Below are 15,686 nucleotides of genomic sequence, written 5' to 3'. Positions count from 1 at the left end.
TACCGCTCCCCTGCTAGAAGTTGAACTGGCCGATGTTCTTGGCGTCGAACACGGTCGGCTTGCCCAGGACGATCACGCCGTCCTTGCCGATGGTGTACGTGGTGTCGCCGGCCTTGAAGGTCTCGCCCTCCTTGCCGGTGATCTGCCCCGACGCCAGGGCGACGGCGGTACGGGCGGCCAGGTCGCCCAGCCTGGCCGGGTCCCACAGCTCGAACGCGTCGACGGTCCCGTTCTTGACGTACTTGCGCATGTCGTTGGGGGTGCCGAGACCGGTCAGCTTGACCTTGCCCTTGTATTTGGAGCCGGAGAGGTACTGGGCGGCGGCCTTGATGCCGACGGTGGTCGGGGAGATGATCCCCTTCAGGTTCGGGTGCTCCTGGAGGAGGCCCTGGGTCTGCTGGAAGGACTGCTGGGCGTCGTCGTTGCCGTAGGCGATCTTGACGAGCTTGACGTTCTTGTACGTGGGGTCCTTCAGCTCGTCCTTCATGTAGCCGATCCAGGTGTTCTGGTTCGTCGCGGTCTGCGCGGCGGACAGGATCGCGATCTCGCCCTTGTAGCCGATCTGCTTCGCCAGCAGCTGCACCTCGGTACGGCCCAGGTCCTCGGCGCCGGCCTGTGAGACGAAGGCGTTGCGGCAGCCGGGGTTGGTGTCGGAGTCGTAGGTGACGACCTTGATGTCGTTCGACATGGCCTGCTTCAGCGCGGTGCACAGCGCGCCCGGGTCCTGCGCGGAGACGGCCATCGCGTTCACCCGCTGCTGGGTGAGGGTGTTGACGTAGCTGACCTGGCCGGAGGTGTCGGTGGCGCTGGACGGGCCGACCTCCTTGTACTTCGAGCCCAGTTCGGTCAGTGCCTTCTCGCCGCCCTTGTCGGCGGAGGTGAAGTAGGGGTTGTTCACCTGCTTGGGCAGGAAGCCGACGGTCAGGCCCTTCTTCGTGGCGGCGTTCGGGTCGGCCTTGCCGGCGGTGGCGGCGGCGGCGTTGTCGTCCTTGACGTCCTTCTTGGTGGTGCCGCCGCAGGCGGTGAGCGCGAGGGCGAGGGAGGTACCGGCGGCGAGGGCCGCGCAGGCACGGCGGAGGGATGACTTGCGCATGGCGGAGGTCCTTTACGTCCTTGACGAGGGAGGAGGCGAGGGAGGAGCGGAGTTACGGCGTCGCTGTCGAGGCGGCGGCTCGGCGGCCTGCCCTCGCGACGGAGATCTGGCGCGCGACCCGGGGGCCGAGCACGGAGATGACGAGCAGCACGCCGGTGACGACGATCTGCGACTGCGCGGAGACGTTGAGCAGGCTCATCACGTTCTGGAGCGCGCCGAGCAGGAACACACCCGCGATCGCACCGCCGAGCGTGCCCTTGCCGCCGTCGAAGTCGATGCCGCCGAGCAGGACGGCCGCGACGACGGAGAGTTCGAGCCCGGTGGCGTTGTCGTAGCGGGCGCTGGCGTAGTGCAGGGCCCAGAAGATGCCGGTGAGGGAGGCCATGAGGCCGGTGACGGTGAACAGGATCAGCTTGGCCCGCTTCACCCGGATCCCGGCGAACCGGGCGGCCTCCTCGCTGGCGCCGACCGCGAACAGCGACCGGCCGAACGGGGTGGCGTGCAGCACGACCACGGCGATCGCGAGCAGCACCAGGAAGGGCAGGAAGGCCTGCGGCAGGAAGCTGGTGCCGACGCGTCCGGCCGCGAAGTCCAGGTACTGCGTGGGGAAGTCGGTCACCGCGTCCGAGCCGAGCACGATCTGCGCGATGCCCCGGTAGGCGGCGAGGGTGCCGATGGTGACGGCGAGGGACGGCAGGCCGAGCCTGGTCACGAGCAGGCCGTTGACCAGCCCGCAGACCACCCCGAGCAGCAGGCAGACCGGGATGATCGTCTCGATGGCCATGCCCTCGTTCCACAGCTTGCCCATCACCGCGCCGGACAGCCCGGCCGTCGAGGCGACGGACAGGTCGATGTCCCCGGCGACGACCAGCAGGGTCATCGGCAGGGCGATGAGCGCGATCGGCAGGGTGTTACCCAGGAGGAATGACAGGTTGAGGGCGTTGCCGAAGCCGTCGACGAAGCCGAACGACAGCAGGAGCAGGACGATCAGGAGCGCGCCGACCACCGTGTCCCAGCGAATGGCGCGCGTCAGGCGGTCAGGCATGGCGGGCGTTCCTCTTCTTCAGGGCGGAGGCCAGGCGCAGTGCGACGATCCGGTCGGCCGCGATGGCGAGCAGCAGCAGGACACCGTTGATGGCGAGCACCCACACGGAGCTGACCCCGAGGGCGGGCAGCACGCTGTTGACGGAGGTCAGCAGCAGCGCGCCGAGCGCGGCTCCGTAGACGCTTCCGGACCCGCCGGTGAAGACCACCCCGCCGACCACGACGGCGCTGACGACGGTGAGTTCGTAGCCGTTGCCGGTCCCGGAGTCGACGTTGCCGAACCGGGCCAGGTACATGGCGCCCGCGAGTCCGGCGAGGCCGCCGCAGAAGGTGTAGGCGGCCAGGATCCGCTTGCGCACCGGGATGCCGGCGAGGCGGGCGGCCTCCGGGTTCGAACCGAGGGCGTACAGCTCGCGTCCGCTGCCGAAGTGTTTGAGGTAGTACGCCGTCGCCACCAGCACCGCCAGCGCGATCAGCGCCGGCCACGGCACCGCGGAGATGCCGCCGGAACCGAAGTCCACGAAACCGCCGGGCAGGTCGGCCGCGGTGATCTGCCGGGAGCCGACCCAGATGGAGTCGACGCCGCGGATGATGTAGAGCGTGCCGAGCGTGACGACCAGCGCGGGAACCTGGCCGAGGCTGACGAGCAGACCGTTCAGCAGGCCGCAGCCGATGCCGAGCAGGACCGCGAGGACGGTCGCGACGACCGCGTTCCCACCGCCGTGCAGACAGGTGCCGGCGGCGAACGCGCTGATGCCGAGCGTCGAACCGACGGACAGGTCGACGTTGCGGGTGATGACCACCAGCGACTGGCCGGTGGCGACGAGGACCAGGATGGTCGCGTTGAGGAGCAGGTCCTTGATGCCCTGCTCGGACAGGAACTCGCTGTTGCCGGCCTGCGTGACGGCGACCATCACCAGGAAGACGACGAGGATGGCGAGTTCGCGCATCTTGAAGACACGGTCGACCAGCCGGGTGCCGGTGGACTTGGCCACCTCGGCGACAGGGGTTTCTTCGGGAGCGGCCACCGTCATGCTGCGGCCCTCCCCGTGGCTGCGGCCATCACGGTTTCCTCGGTGGCGTCGGAGCGGGGGATCTCGGCGGTGAGCCGGCCCTCGTGCATCACCAGCACGCGGTCGGCCATGCCGAGGATCTCGGGCAGGTCGGAGGAGATCATCAGGACGGCCACCCCGTCGGCGGCCAACTCGCTGAGCAGACGGTGCACTTCGGCCTTGGTGCCGACGTCGATCCCGCGGGTCGGCTCGTCGACGATCAGCACCTTGGGGCCGGTGGCCAGCCACTTGGCGAGGACGACCTTCTGCTGGTTGCCGCCGGACAGGGTGGACACGGTGTCGGCGATCCGGGCGTACTTCACCTGGAGCCTGACCGCCCAGTCGAGGGACCGGCTGCGTTCGGCGCCCCGGTCCATCAGCCCGGCCTTCACCGTCGTCCGCAGTCCGGTCAGGCCGATGTTCCGCTCGATGGACATGTCCATCACCAGGCCCTGGGCGCGCCGGTCCTCGGGGACGAGGGCCAGCCCGGCGGCCATCGCGACGGAGGGCGCGCCGTTCGTCAGCTTCCGCCCGGCGACCTCCACCTCACCCGCGTCCCACCGGTCGACGCCGAAGACGGCTCGCGCGACCTCCGTGCGTCCGGCGCCGACCAGCCCGGCGAGACCGACGATCTCACCGCACCGCACCTCGAAGGAGACGTCGGTGAAGACGCCCTCGCGGGTCAGCCGGCGCACGCTCAGGGCGACTTCGCCCGGCTCGACGTCCTGCTTCGGGTAGAGCTCGTCGAGGTCGCGGCCGACCATGCGCCGTACCAGATCGTCCCCGGTCATGCCGTCGACCGGTTCGCTCGCGATCCAGGCGCCGTCCCGCAGTGTGGTGACGCGCTCGCAGATCCTGAAGATCTCCTCCAGCCGGTGCGAGATGAACAGCACCGCGGCGCCCTGCTCGCGCAGGGTGCGGACCACGCCGAAGAGACGGGCCACCTCGCTGCCGGTCAGGGCGGCCGTCGGCTCGTCCATGATCAGTACACGGGCGTCGAAGGAGAGCGCCTTGGCGATCTCCACGATCTGCTGGTCGGCGATGGACAGCCCGCGGGCCGGGCGGTCGGGGTCGAGGACGACGCCGAGCCGCTTCATCAGGGCGGCGGTCGCCGCGTGGGTGGCCTTGTGGTCGATGCGGCCGAGGGCCCGGCGGGGCTGCCGGCCCATGAAGATGTTCTCGGCGATCGACAGGTCGGGGAAGAGCGTGGGCTCCTGGTAGATCACGGCGATACCGGCGTCGCGGGCGTCACCGGGGCCGTGGAAGACGACCGGCTCGCCGTCGAGCAGCACCTGCCCGGCGTCCGGTCGGTGCACCCCCGCGAGGGTCTTGATCAGCGTCGACTTGCCCGCGCCGTTCTCACCGGCGAGGGCGTGCACTTCGCCGGGGAACAGCTCCAGGGAGACGTCCCGCAGGGCGCGTACGGCACCGAAGGACTTCGAGACACCCTTCAGCGCCAGCACCGGGGCCGGTCCCGTGTCGGACGGGTGGGTCATTGGAGGCTCCTCGACGACGCCGGCGGGGCGGCCCTCACGGCGTCGTGAAAGGTTTCAACTGGATGGCGGGGACGTTAGGCATGGCAGACATGTCACGTCAATGGGTAGCGCTCGAAAAGATTTCGATAATACAAGGTCACGCCCGGATCACGGAGAACGGGCCTGGACGCAGGGGTTGACACACCCTCGGGGGCCCCCTAGCTTCCCGTCCTGAATCGTTTCACACTGAAGCCTCTCTGGCCCGATGTCACAGGAGCCCGAAGTGACCGACCTCGCCGCGGTGAAAGCCGCGCTGAAGACCCAGGCAGTCGAGACGCCGTCGTGGGCGTACGGGAACTCGGGGACCCGTTTCAAGGTGTTCGCCCAGGCGGGCGTGCCCCGGACACCGCAGGAGAAGCTGGACGACGCGGCGCAGGTGCACGCGGTCACGGGCGTGGCCCCGACCGTCGCGCTGCACATCCCCTGGGACAAGGTGGACGACTACGCCGCCCTGGCCAAGCACGCCGAGGACCGTGGGGTGAGGCTCGGCGCCGTCAACTCCAACACCTTCCAGGACGACGACTACAGGCTCGGCAGCATCTGCCATCCCGATGCGGCGGTGCGGCGCAAGGCGGTCGACCATCTGCTGGAGTGCGTCGACATCATGGACGCGACGGGCTCCGCCGATGTGAAGCTGTGGTTCGCGGACGGGACCAACTATCCCGGCCAGGATGATCTGCGCGAGCGGCAGGACCGGCTGGCCGAGGGACTGGCGGAGGTGTACGGGCGGCTCGGCGACGGGCAGCGGATGCTGCTCGAGTACAAGCTCTTCGAGCCCGCCTTCTATTCGACGGATGTTCCCGACTGGGGGACCGCGTACGCGCACTGTCTGAAGCTGGGGCCCAAGGCGCAGGTCGTGGTGGACACGGGGCATCACGCTCCGGGGACCAACATCGAGTTCATCGTGGCCACGCTGCTCCGGGAGGGGAAGCTCGGCGGGTTCGACTTCAACTCGCGGTTCTACGCGGACGACGACCTGATGGTGGGGGCGGCGGATCCGTTCCAGCTGTTCCGGATCATGTACGAGGTGGTGCGCGGCGGGGGGCTCACCTCGGAGGTGGCCTTCATGCTGGACCAGTGCCACAACATCGAGGCGAAGATTCCGGCGATCATCCGGTCGGTGATGAATGTCCAGGAGGCGACGGCCAAGGCGCTCCTGGTCGATCGGGGGACGTTGGCTGCGGCTCAGGCGTCCGGGGATGTGCTGGAGGCGAACGCCGTATTGATGGACGCGTACAACACCGATGTGCGGCCGTTGCTTCGGGAGGTGCGGGAGGAGATGGGGCTGGACCCCGATCCGCTGGGGGCGTATGCACGGTCCGGGTGGGCTCAGAAGATCGTGGCTGAGCGAGTGGGTGGTCAGCAGGCCGGTTGGGGTGCGTGAGCGTCTGCCGAACTCTGTTCGTCGCGGACTGCGGGCCGTTTGTGGCTGGTCGCGCAGTTCTCCGCGCCCCTGACGGGGCGCGCCTCCTCACGTACGTCGAAGAAGTTAGGACCTCCTATGTCGCCCCACCCCGAAGCCTCCGCCCTGCTCGCCCGGTCCCACCGGCTCGGCTCCGATCCCCGGAACACCAACTACGCCGGCGGCAACGCCTCCGCCAAGGGCACCGACACCGACCCCGTGACCGGCGGGGACGTGGAGCTCATGTGGGTGAAGGGATCGGGCGGCGATCTGGGCACGCTCACCGAGACCGGGCTGGCCGTGTTGCGGCTGGATCGGTTGCGGGCGCTCGTCGACGTGTATCCCGGAGTCGAGCGGGAGGACGAGATGGTCGCCGCGTTCGACTACTGCCTGCACGGCAAGGGCGGGGCGGCTCCCTCCATCGACACGGCGATGCACGGACTGGTGGACGCGCCGCACGTGGATCATCTGCACCCGGATTCCGGTATCGCGCTGGCCTGTGCGGCGGACGGGGAGAAGCTGACCGCCGAGTGCTTCGGCGACACGGTGGTGTGGGTGCCGTGGCGCCGGCCGGGCTTCCAGCTGGGGCTGGACATCGCGGCGGTCAAGGAGGCCAATCCGCAGGCCGTCGGGTGCGTGCTCGGCGGGCACGGGATCACCGCGTGGGGCGCCACGTCCGAGGAGTGCGAGCGGAACTCGCTGCACATCATCCGTACCGCCGAGGCGTTCCTGAAGGAGCGCGGCAAGGCCGAGCCCTTCGGGGCGGTCATCGAGGGGTACGAGGGACTGCCCGAGGGCGAACGGCGGGAGCGGGCGGCGGCCCTGGCGCCGTACGTCCGGGCGATCGCCTCCCGGGACAGGGCGCAGGTCGGGCACTTCGACGACAGTGCGGTGGTCCTCGACTTCCTCGCACGGGCCGGGCATCCGCGGCTCGCCGCGCTGGGGACGTCCTGCCCGGACCACTTCCTGCGGACCAAGGTGCGGCCGCTCGTGCTGGACCTGCCGCCCACGGCTCCCCTGGACGAGGCGGTCGCGCGGCTGAAGGAACTCCATGCGGAGTACCGCGAGGAGTACGCCGCCTACTACCGCAGGTATGCCCTGCCCGACTCCCCCGCCATGCGCGGCGCTGACCCGGCGATCGTGCTCGTGCCGGGTGTGGGCATGTTCTCCTTCGGCAAGGACAAGCAGACCGCGCGGGTGGCCGGCGAGTTCTACGTCAACGCGATCAATGTGATGCGGGGCGCCGAGGCGGTGTCGGCGTACGCGCCGATCGAGGAGTCGGAGAAGTTCCGTATCGAGTACTGGGCGCTGGAGGAGGCCAAGCTCCAGCGGATGCCGGGGCCCAAGCCGCTGGCGACCCGGGTGGCGCTGGTGACGGGCGCGGGCAGCGGGATCGGGAAGGCGATCGCCCACCGGCTGCTGGCCGAGGGGGCGTGTGTCGTGGTCGCCGACCTCGACGCCCGGAACGCCGCCAAGGTCGCCGAGGAGCTGGGCGGGGCGGACAAGGCAGTCGCCGTGACCGTGGACGTCACGTCCGAGGAGCAGATCGCCGGGGCCTTCAAGGCGGCGGTGCTCGCCTTCGGCGGCGTGGACCTGGTGGTCAACAACGCCGGCATCTCCCTCTCCAAGCCGCTGCTGGAGACGTCGGCGAAGGACTGGGACGTCCAGCACGACATCATGGCCCGCGGTTCGTTCCTGGTGTCGCGGGAGGCGGCCCGGGTGATGACCGCGCAGGGGCTGGGCGGGGACATCGTCTACATCGTCAGCAAGAACGCCGTCTTCGCGGGGCCGAACAACATCGCCTACTCCGCCACCAAGGCCGACCAGGCCCACCAGGTGCGGCTGCTCGCCGCCGAGCTGGGTGAGCACGGGATCCGCGTCAACGGGATCAACCCGGACGGGGTGGTCCGCGGCTCCGGGATCTTCGCGGGCGGCTGGGGTGCGCAGCGGGCCGCCGTGTACGGGGTGGAGGAGGAGAAGCTGGGCGAGTTCTACGCACAGCGGACCATCCTCAAGCGGGAGGTGCTGCCCGAGCACGTGGCGAACGCCGTCTTCGCGCTCACCGGCGGGGACCTCACGCACACCACGGGACTGCACATCCCCGTCGACGCGGGTGTGGCGGCCGCGTTCCTGCGGTGAGCGCCGCCCTGAAGTCGTACGCCGCGGTCGACCTCGGCGCGTCCAGCGGGCGCGTCATGGTCGGCCGCGTCGGCCCCGGCTCGCTTCAGCTGAGCGAGGCGCACCGTTTCCCCAACCGGCCGGTGCGCGTGCCCGAGGGACTGCGCTGGGACGTGCTCGGGCTGTACGCGGGGCTGCTGGACGGGCTGCGGACGGCCGGCGCCGAGTGCGGGGGGCGGCTCGATTCCGTCGGTATCGACAGCTGGGCGGTGGACTACGGCCTGCTGGACGCCGACGGAGCCCTGCTGGGCAACCCCGTGCACTACCGCGACGCCCGTACGGAGGGCGTCGCGGAGAAGGTGCGGGCGAGCGTGCCCGCCGCCGAGCTGTACGCGGCGACCGGCATCCAGTACGCCCCCTTCAACACCCTGTACCAGCTGACGGCCGCCCGCTCGACGGCCCAACTGGGCGTCGCCGAGCGGCTGTTGCTCATTCCGGATCTGCTGACGTACTGGCTGACCGGTGAGCAGGGCACGGAACTGACCAACGCCTCCACCACCCAGCTCATCGATCCCCGTACGCGCGACTGGTCGCACCAGGTCGCCGCCCGGCTGGGCATCGACCTCGGCCTGTTCGCCCCGCTGCGGCAGCCGGGGGACCCGGCCGGGATGCTGCGGGCGGAGGTGCTGGAGGAGACCGGGCTGGCCGGGCCGGTGCCGGTGACCGCGGTCGGCTCGCACGACACCGCCTCCGCGGTGGCCGCCGTACCCGCCGAGGGCGAACGGTTCGCCTACATCTGCACCGGCACCTGGTCGCTGGCCGGGCTGGAGCTGACAAGTCCGGTACTCACCGAGGAGAGCCGGGCGGCGAACTTCACGAACGAGCTCGGCCTGGACGGCACGGTCCGCTATCTCCGCAACATCATGGGACTGTGGCTGCTCCAGGAGTGCGTACGGGCCTGGGGGAACCCGGATCTCGGCGGGCTGCTGCGCGAGGCGGCCACCGTGCCCGCGCTGCGGTCGGTGGTGGACGCGGGGGACGCCGGTTTCCTGGCGCCGGGCCGGATGCCGGAGCGGATCGCCGAGGTATGCCGGGCGTCCGGTCAGCCGGTGCCGGAGACCCGGGGCGAGGTGACGCGCTGCATCCTCGACTCCCTCGCGCTCGCCCACCGGCGGGCCGTCGAGGACGCCCAGCGGCTGGCCGGGCATCCCGTCGACGTGGTGCACGTCGTCGGCGGCGGCACCCGCAACGCGCTGCTGTGCCAGCTCACCGCCGACGCCTGCGGGCTGCCGGTGGTCGCCGGGCCCGCGGAGGCGGCCGCGCTCGGCAACGTACTGGTGCAGGCGCGGGCGCACGGGCCGGCCGGTGACCTCGCCGGCATGCGGCGGCTGCTGGTGCGTACGCAGCCGCTGACGCGGTACGAGCCGCAGGGCGACCCGGCGCGGTGGCGGCGGGCCCAGGCCCGGCTCGCCGCGCCGTGAGCCGGGGGACTCCCCCGGCCTTGCGTCGCCCATTACGCTGCACTCGTCCGATGACCGACCCCAAGGAGCCGCGATGCGTGTCGCCCTGTTCCTGACCTGTGTCAACGACACGCTCTATCCGGACACCGGCCGGGCGGTGGTGAAACTGCTGACCAGACTGGGCGTCGAGGTCGACTTCCCGATGGCCCAGACGTGCTGCGGGCAGGCGCACTACAACACCGGCTACCGCCATGAGGCCGAGCCGCTCGCACGGCATTTCTCCGATGTCTTCCGGGAGTACGAGGCGATCGTGACGCCCTCCGGGTCCTGCGGGGCGATGGTGCGGGAGCTGTATCCGCGCATGGGCGAACGAGCGCGCGCCGAGGGACGCGGGGACGCGCTCGCGGCCGTGCTGGCGCCGGTGGTGCCGAAGACGTACGAGCTGACGGAGTTCCTGGTGGACGTGCTGGGGGTGACGGACGTCGGGGCGTACTATCCGCACCGGGTGACGTACCACCCCACCTGTCACGGGCTGCGCGGCCTGGGTCTCGGGGACCGCCCCTTGCGGCTGCTCCGGGCCGTGAAGGGGCTGGAGCTGGTGGAACTCCCGGGTGCCGAGGAGTGCTGCGGCTTCGGCGGGACGTTCGCGGTGAAGAACCCCGACGTCTCGGCTGCTATGGGCGCGGACAAGGTGCGAGGCGCCGAGTCCACCGGCGCCGAGGTGCTGTGCGCGGCCGACAACTCCTGCCTGATGCACATCGGCGGGACCATGACCCGGCTCAAGTCGGGCGTGCGGCCGGTGCACATCGCGGAGATCCTGGCGAGCACGGAGGAGGAGCCGGCGGTATGAGCGGGACGTATCTGGGAATGCCTGCGTTTCCGGAGGCCGCGCGGGAGGCGGTCGGCAATCGGACCCTGCGCGGCAACCTCCGGCACGCCACCCACACCATCCGCGCCAAGCGGGCGAAGGCCGTGTCGGAGCTGTCCGACTGGGCGGAGCTGCGCGAGGCCGGCAAGCGGATCAAGGACCATACGCTCCGTCAGCTGGACCGCTATCTCGTGCAGTTGGAGGAGTCCGTCACGGCGGCGGGCGGCACCGTCCACTGGGCGGCCGACGCCGACGAGGCCAACCGGATCGTCGCCGGCCTGGTCAAGGCCACCGGCGAGTCGGAGGTCGTCAAGGTCAAGTCGATGGCCACGCAGGAGATCGGACTCAACGAGGCGCTCGAGGCCGAGGGCATCCGCGCCTACGAGACCGATCTCGCCGAGCTGATCGTGCAGTTGGGCAAGGACCGGCCCTCACACATCCTCGTCCCCGCCATCCACCGCAACCGGGCCGAGATCCGGGACATCTTCCGCAGCGAGATGCGGGAGTGGGGCCGCCCGGCCCCCGAGGGCCTGACCGACACGCCCGCCGAACTCGCGGAGGCGGCCCGGCTGCACCTGCGGGAGAAGTTCCTGCGGGCCAAGGTCGGCATCTCCGGCGCCAACTTCATGGTGGCGGAGACCGGCACGCTCGTGGTCGTCGAGTCCGAGGGCAACGGCCGGATGTGCCTGACCCTGCCCGAGACGCTGATCTCGGTGGTCGGCATCGAGAAGATCGTGCCGAGCTGGCGGGACCTGGAGGTCTTCCTTCAGACGCTCCCCCGCTCCTCGACCGCCGAGCGCATGAACCCGTACACGAGCATGTGGACCGGTACCACCGACGAGGACGGCCCGCGCACGTTCCACCTGGTCCTCCTCGACAACGGCCGCACCGACACCCTCGCCGACGAGGTCGGCCGCCAGGCGCTGCGCTGCATCCGCTGCTCGGCCTGCCTCAACGTCTGCCCGGTGTACGAGCGGGCGGGCGGCCACGCGTACGGCTCGGTCTACCCCGGCCCCATCGGCGCGATCCTCAGCCCCCAACTGAGGGGAACGTGGAGCGAGATCGACGCCTCCCTGCCGTACGCGTCCTCCCTGTGCGGCGCCTGCTATGAGGTCTGCCCGGTCGCCATCGACATCCCCGAGGTGCTGGTGCACCTGCGGGAGCGGGTCGTCGAGGGCGGGGCGGTGACGCGGGAGGGCAACAAGGTGGTGCTCCAGCCCGCGAAGGGGCACGCCGCCGAGCGCGCGGCGATGCGGGCGGCCCGCTGGGCGTTCACGCATCCGGGCGCCCTGCGTACCGGGCAGCGGCTCGCCTCGCGCACCCGCCGCCTCCATCCACGGACACTGCCCGGCCCGGGCAGGGCCTGGAGCGGCACCCGTGATCTGCCGGCGGTACCCGCGGAACCGTTCCGCGACTGGTGGCAGCGCACCAACGGCGGAAAGGGCGGCGCCAAGTGAGCAGCAGGGAACGGATCCTGGGCCGGGTGCGGCGCGCGCTCGCGGACGCGGGACCGGACGACAGGCCGTATGAGCAGGCGGTTCAGCGTGACTATCTGCGCGAGCACGGGGACCGCGGCGTCGAGCGGACGGTGGATCTGCTGGCCGAGAACCTGGCGGACTACCGGGCGCTCGTGCACCGGTGCACCACTGACGAACTGGCCGGCGTCGTCGGCCGGCTGCTCGGCGAGCGGGGTTCGCGGACGGTGGTCGTGCCACCGGGACTGGCCCCGCAGTGGCTCTCACGGACCAAAGCCGAACAGCTCGCGGATCTGGCCGAGAGCACCCCGCACGAACTCGACCGGGTCGACAGCGTGGTCACGGCCTGCGCCGTGGCCGTGGCCGAGACCGGCACCCTCGTCCTCGACGGCTCCCCCGACCAGGGCCGTCGGCGCATCACCCTCGTCCCCGACCACCACATCTGCGTCGTCCGTGTCCCCGACCAGGTCGTCGCCTCCGTCCCCCAGGCCCTCGAACGCCTCGACCCCACCCGCCCGCTGACCTGGATCTCCGGCCCGTCGGCGACCAGCGACATCGAACTGGACCGGGTGGAGGGTGTGCACGGGCCGCGGGTGCTGGAGGTCGTGCTGGTCAGCCGCTGACCGGGCGCCGCGGGGTCACCGCGTCGGGGAGACCGGGGAACACCTCGTCCGTCTCGGCGCGGCGCAGCGTGTTCATCCGCGAGGTCCCCACGGAGTACTGCCGGATCAGGCCCGCCTCCCGCCGCACCTTGAAATGGTGCGTGGCGGTCGACTTGCTGACCGGCAGGTCGAAGCCCCCGCAGGCGATGTCCTCGGTCGATGCGGCCAGTTGGCCGACGATGCTCCGGCGTACCGGGGCGACGAGGGCTTCGAGCACCTTGGCTCGGCAACGAGGCGGCGGGCGTCGAACTGGGCATGCCCGCGCTGAAGATACGGACGTACACCATCCTGGAGATCACCCGGGACCCGGTGCGGATGCGCCGCGCCACCGCCTTCGTCACCTCCGGCCTGCGCACCGGCACCCTGCGTCCGGTCGTGGACCGCCTCTTCCCACTGGAGGAGATCGTGGCCGCTCACCGGCACATGGAGTCGGGGACGCGGCTCGGCAAGATCGTGGTGACCGTGTCGCACTGAACGGTCCCGCTGGGCCGTCGGCACAGGAAGGCACGTGACAGCACCGCTGAACAAGCGCTTAGATAGGAGCCTGGACCCGACGCCCGACCTCGCACCCGGAGGCCCCGTTGTTCACATCCGTCGACGACGTCTCCGCCCGCCTGGCCGAGACCGGCTACCTGGCCTCGCCCGCCGTCGCCACGACCGTCTTCCTCGCCGACCGGCTGGGCAAGCCGCTGCTGGTGGAGGGCCCGGCCGGGGTCGGCAAGACCGAGCTCGCCAAGGCCGTGGCCGAGGTCGCGGGGGCGCGGCTGGTCCGGTTGCAGTGCTACGAGGGCGTCGACGAGTCGCGGGCGCTGTACGAGTGGAACCACGCCAAGCAGCTGCTGCGCATCAGCGCGGGCCGCGACGAGACCTGGGACGAGGCACGCACGGACATCTTCAGTGAGGAGTTCCTGCTGCCCCGGCCCCTGCTGACGGCCATCCGCGGCGACGAGCCCAAGGTGCTGCTGATCGACGAGACCGACAAGGCGGACGTCGAGGTGGAGGGGCTGCTGCTGGAGGTGCTCAGCGACTTCCAGGTGACCGTGCCCGAGCTGGGTACGGTCACCGCGACCCGGCGCCCGTTCGTCGTGCTCACCTCCAACGCCAGCCGCGAGCTGTCGGAGGCACTGCGCCGCCGCTGCCTCTTCCTGCACATCGGCTTCCCCGAGGAGGAGCTGGAGCGGCGCATCGTACGGCTGAAGGTGCCGGGGCTCGACGAGGCGCTGGCCGAGTCGGTGGTGCGGGTGATCGGCGCGCTGCGCGCCATGGACCTGCGCAAGGTGCCCTCGGTGGCGGAGACCATCGACTGGGCGCGCACACTGCTCGCGCTGGGCGCCGGCACGCTCGACGAGACCGTCGTACGCGACAGCCTCGGAGTCGTGCTCAAGCACCAGGACGACATCCTGAAGGCCGCCGCCAAACTCGACCTGGACGCCCTGTGAGCACCCCCACCGGGGTCACCGACCGGCTGACCGGCCTGGTCGGGTCGCTGCGCGCGCACGGCGTGCGGATCGGCACCGGCGAGACCGTGGACGCCGCCCACGCGGTGGAGGCGCTCGGCCTCGCGGACCGGGAGCTGCTGCGCGAGGGACTGGCGGCGACCCTGCTGCACGGCACGGGACAGCGGGCGGTGTTCGACCCGGTCTTCGATCTGTACTTCCCGCGCGGCGTCGGCGGCCCGGACATGGCGGCCCCCGCCGACCGCGAGGACCTGCGCGACCGGCTCGCGGACGCGCTCGCCGACGACGACCGCGCGGCCATGGCCCGGCTGGCGGCCGAGGCCGTCGACGCGCTGGGCGGGTACGGGAGTTCGCCGGAGTCGGACGGCTGGTCGGCGCACCAGACCCTCGACCGGCTGCGCCCGCAGACCCTGCTGGCCCGGGTGCGGGCGGGCGTGCGGGAGCGGGAGGGGCGGGCTGGCTTCGCCGACCGGTTGCTCGACGACGAGATCCGCCGCCGTATCGACGCCTTCCGCGCCCTCGTCGCGGCGGAGGCGCGGCGGCGGGTCGCCGAGCGGCGCGGCCGGGAGCGGATCGCCCGGCGGGCGGTGGCGCCGACCGCCGACCGGGTGGACTTCCTGTACGCGGGCCGGGACCAGCTCGCCGAACTGCGCCGGACCGTACGGCCGCTGGCCCGCAAGCTGGCCACCCGGCTGGCCGCGCGCCGCCGCCGGGCCGCGCGCGGCACGATCGACCTGCGCCGGACCCTGCGCGGGTCACTGTCGACGGGCGGCGTGCCGATGCGGCCGGTGCTGCGCCGGCGCCGTCCGGTCCGGCCGGAACTGGTGCTGCTGTGCGATGTCTCGGGCTCGGTGTCGGGCTTCTCGGACTTCACGATGCTGCTGGTGCAGGCGCTGCACGACCAGTTCAGCAAGGTGCGGGTGTTCGCCTTCGTCAACCGGCTCGACGAGGTGACCGGGCTGCTCGAGCACGGCGCCGCCGACCCGGAGGGTCTCGGCGCCCGCATCCGTGCCGAGGCCACCCTCACCGGCTGGCACGGCAGCAGCGACTACGGCGTGGCACTGGGCGAGTTCGCGGAGCGGTACGGCGACGCGGTCGGCCCGCGCACCACCGTGTTCGTGCTCGGTGACGCCCGCACCAACATGAGCGACCCCAACCTGGCCGCCGTACGCCACGTCGCCGGACGGGCCCGCCGGTTCTACTGGCTGAACCCCGAACCGCGCCCCCAGTGGGGCACGGGCGACTCGGCCGCGCCCGCCTACGCGGAGCTGGTCGAGATGCACGAGTGCCGCACGGCCGGGCAGCTCGGGGGGCTGATCGGGCGGCTGCTGCCGGTGTGACACCGCGGTGAGCCGGCCGGCCGTGCGAGGGCCGGAGCGGACGAGGGTCACGGCCCTCGCGGCGGGCGCGAGGGCCGTGACCAGTCTGCCGCCGGGTCATTCATGGCGCCGCGCCGCCTCCACACCCGCGCGGCGCTCCCGCAGCGGCACCCGGCCGCGCCCTCAGGCAGCCCGTGCGCC

General features: G+C 71.4%; 14 protein-coding genes. 9 read left to right on the top strand and 5 right to left on the bottom strand.

Annotated features, from left to right (window positions below; all coding sequences use genetic code 11):
• Positions 1-13 precede the first annotated feature (13 nt).
• The 4 genes from rhaS to ACWGJM_RS21620 are packed head-to-tail and all read right to left on the bottom strand — an operon-like array spanning position 14 to position 4,685.
• Positions 14-1,093 carry a rhamnose ABC transporter substrate-binding protein gene (gene rhaS / locus ACWGJM_RS21635; RefSeq protein ID WP_453413297.1) on the bottom strand — a complete coding sequence of 360 codons (1,080 nt, stop codon included), beginning with the start codon at positions 1,091-1,093 and terminating at the stop codon, positions 14-16.
• 52 nt (positions 1,094-1,145) lie between these two features.
• Positions 1,146-2,138 carry an ABC transporter permease gene (locus tag ACWGJM_RS21630; RefSeq protein WP_453413296.1) on the bottom strand — a complete coding sequence of 331 codons (993 nt, stop codon included), beginning with the start codon at positions 2,136-2,138 and terminating at the stop codon, positions 1,146-1,148.
• The gene (locus ACWGJM_RS21625) at positions 2,131-3,171 is read right to left on the bottom strand and encodes an ABC transporter permease (protein WP_453413295.1); all 1,041 of its coding nucleotides are present in this window, start codon (positions 3,169-3,171) and stop codon (positions 2,131-2,133) included. Before ACWGJM_RS21625 ends, ACWGJM_RS21630 begins: the two co-directional genes overlap by 8 nt.
• Positions 3,168-4,685 (bottom strand): sugar ABC transporter ATP-binding protein, encoded by a 1,518-nt coding sequence (locus ACWGJM_RS21620; protein WP_453413294.1) that lies wholly within the window; start codon positions 4,683-4,685, stop codon positions 3,168-3,170. The genes ACWGJM_RS21625 and ACWGJM_RS21620 overlap by 4 nt, the downstream gene beginning before the upstream one ends.
• Before the next feature lie 262 nt (positions 4,686-4,947).
• Here ACWGJM_RS21620 and rhaI point away from each other — a divergent pair, with 262 nt between their 5' ends.
• The 6 genes from rhaI (at position 4,948) to ACWGJM_RS21590 (ending at position 12,670) form a co-directional block, all read left to right on the top strand.
• Positions 4,948-6,108: an L-rhamnose isomerase gene (rhaI, locus tag ACWGJM_RS21615; RefSeq protein WP_453413293.1), complete on the top strand. Its 1,161-nt coding sequence runs from the start codon at positions 4,948-4,950 to the stop codon at positions 6,106-6,108.
• A gap of 117 nt (positions 6,109-6,225) precedes the next feature.
• Positions 6,226-8,265 (top strand): bifunctional aldolase/short-chain dehydrogenase, encoded by a 2,040-nt coding sequence (locus ACWGJM_RS21610; protein WP_453413292.1) that lies wholly within the window; start codon positions 6,226-6,228, stop codon positions 8,263-8,265.
• Complete coding sequence (locus ACWGJM_RS21605) at positions 8,262-9,725, top strand: rhamnulokinase (protein ID WP_453413291.1); 1,464 nt, start codon at positions 8,262-8,264, stop codon at positions 9,723-9,725. Before ACWGJM_RS21610 ends, ACWGJM_RS21605 begins: the two co-directional genes overlap by 4 nt.
• Before the next feature lie 73 nt (positions 9,726-9,798).
• A complete protein-coding gene (locus ACWGJM_RS21600) occupies positions 9,799-10,554 on the top strand; it encodes a (Fe-S)-binding protein (RefSeq protein WP_453413290.1) in 756 nt (251 codons plus the stop codon).
• A complete protein-coding gene (locus tag ACWGJM_RS21595; protein WP_453413289.1) occupies positions 10,551-12,029 on the top strand; it encodes a LutB/LldF family L-lactate oxidation iron-sulfur protein in 1,479 nt (492 codons plus the stop codon). The genes ACWGJM_RS21600 and ACWGJM_RS21595 overlap by 4 nt, the downstream gene beginning before the upstream one ends.
• Positions 12,026-12,670 (top strand): LutC/YkgG family protein, encoded by a 645-nt coding sequence (locus ACWGJM_RS21590; protein WP_453413288.1) that lies wholly within the window; start codon positions 12,026-12,028, stop codon positions 12,668-12,670. Before ACWGJM_RS21595 ends, ACWGJM_RS21590 begins: the two co-directional genes overlap by 4 nt.
• Here the strand turns inward: ACWGJM_RS21590 and ACWGJM_RS21585 are convergent.
• Positions 12,660-12,926, bottom strand: coding sequence for an ArsR/SmtB family transcription factor (locus ACWGJM_RS21585; RefSeq protein WP_453413287.1), 267 nt, complete (start codon positions 12,924-12,926; stop codon positions 12,660-12,662). The genes ACWGJM_RS21590 and ACWGJM_RS21585 overlap by 11 nt on opposite strands.
• A gap of 38 nt (positions 12,927-12,964) precedes the next feature.
• Here ACWGJM_RS21585 and ACWGJM_RS21580 point away from each other — a divergent pair, with 38 nt between their 5' ends.
• The 3 genes from ACWGJM_RS21580 to ACWGJM_RS21570 all read left to right on the top strand — a co-directional run bounded on the left by ACWGJM_RS21580 (position 12,965) and on the right by ACWGJM_RS21570 (position 15,506).
• Complete coding sequence (locus ACWGJM_RS21580) at positions 12,965-13,183, top strand: zinc-binding dehydrogenase (protein WP_453413286.1); 219 nt, start codon at positions 12,965-12,967, stop codon at positions 13,181-13,183.
• Between the two features lie 107 nt (positions 13,184-13,290).
• Positions 13,291-14,148, top strand: coding sequence for an AAA family ATPase (locus ACWGJM_RS21575; protein WP_453413285.1), 858 nt, complete (start codon positions 13,291-13,293; stop codon positions 14,146-14,148).
• On the top strand, positions 14,145-15,506 hold the full coding sequence (locus ACWGJM_RS21570; protein WP_453413284.1) for a VWA domain-containing protein: 1,362 nt from the start codon (positions 14,145-14,147) through the stop codon (positions 15,504-15,506). Before ACWGJM_RS21575 ends, ACWGJM_RS21570 begins: the two co-directional genes overlap by 4 nt.
• Positions 15,507-15,686: the final 180 nt, after the last annotated feature.

This window comes from Streptomyces sp. NPDC054834 (assembly GCF_053611185.1).
Note: the sequence above shows the minus strand (reverse complement) of the source record. Positions and strands in the feature narration are given on the sequence as shown.